This window comes from Candidatus Parvarchaeota archaeon, from assembly GCA_016866895.1.
Lineage (GTDB): Archaea > Micrarchaeota > Micrarchaeia > Anstonellales > VGKX01 > VGKX01.
On the sequence record VGKX01000242.1, the window covers coordinates 1 to 1,090 of the forward strand.

Annotated in this window: 2 protein-coding genes; both read right to left on the reverse strand. The window is 49.9% G+C overall.

Annotated elements, in window-relative coordinates; genetic code table 11:
* Positions 1-408: hypothetical protein (locus tag FJZ26_06255; GenBank protein ID MBM3230008.1), on the reverse strand; the 408-nt coding region annotated here is incomplete at its 3' end.
* 12 nt (positions 409-420) lie between these two features.
* Positions 421-1,059, reverse strand: a complete 639-nt coding sequence (locus FJZ26_06260; protein ID MBM3230009.1) for a hypothetical protein — start codon at positions 1,057-1,059, stop codon at positions 421-423.
* Positions 1,060-1,090 lie beyond the last annotated feature (31 nt).

Below are 1,090 nucleotides of genomic sequence, written 5' to 3' on the forward strand. Positions count from 1 at the left end.
GTTTAGCTGCTCCCCATTACCGCTTGTAGTGGAGGCATAGAACCAGCCCCTAAAGGAAAAACCAGAGACAACAAGCCCGCCCTGGCAGCCTGTGCCTGCATCAGAACATTCCGACTGGATGTTTGCGGGTATTGTGGCTGACCAGCATGTTTTGCTTGAAGTTGCCGCAATGCTGCACTGGCTGCTAGCCTGCGTGCCGCTTGTGGCCGAGGATTCAAGGGTGTTGTTAGTTGGGCTAGACGCGGCACCATTTCCCTGCTCATAAAGAGAAAAATTGGAATAGGTGAGGGCATAAGGCGCTGTGCAAAGCGCAAGCAGGACAAGCAATGCGGGCAGGAGAACATTCGGCTTTGGTGTGCCGCCCATTGAAGTGCCGCGGGTTTTTGAGCCAATGGCTTTGGTCATCATGCAATCACTTTTTCAAGAACATCCGGAAAGTTCAAAAAGATACGAGCTGTTCCCATAATTCGCATCCGTGACAGTCACATTGTAAGTTCCAGATGCCAGGCCGCCTGATGAAAACGAGTCCGAGAATTGTCCGCTTGAGTTTGTCGGCACGCTTTTTGGATAGCCAGATATGCTGGAGGATGGGCCCAGGGAATTCCTGAAAACATTTATTGACACAGAGGAGCTTGAGGTAACATTGCCTCCAGAGAAGAAAACTGCTTCGGCCCTTGTAAATATTTCAGAGGACGACGTGAGGGCTGAGTTGTTGTAAGTTGCCACGGAAAGCTGCACCGGCGTGCACAGTGTTGCGTTTTGCGACTGGTTGACGCCAAGCACAACAACTGTAAGCGGAATTTCAATCAAGGCGCTTGAATTGGCAGAGTTTGCATTGATATAAACGGTTCCTGAATAGGGGCCAGTAGCCTGGCTTGTTGCCACTATTGAAAGGATGAAAGACCTGTTTGAAAGGCTTTGGATCTGGAAGCTGGATGGAGAAATTGAAAGCGGGACCGTGGAATTGTGCGCCCAGGTGACGGTTGCCTGGACATCTACATTGTTTGCACTGAGGGAGAAAACGTTGACCGACTCGCTTGACTGCGAATTGGAAGGCATATAGGTTATTATTTGGGATGTTTAGGTTGTT

Excerpts from the sequence above, each read along its gene's own strand:
- FJZ26_06260 (MBM3230009.1), bottom strand. The coding sequence starts at position 1,059 with ATGCCTTCCAATTCGCAGTCAAGCGAGTCGGTCAACGTTTTCTCCCTC.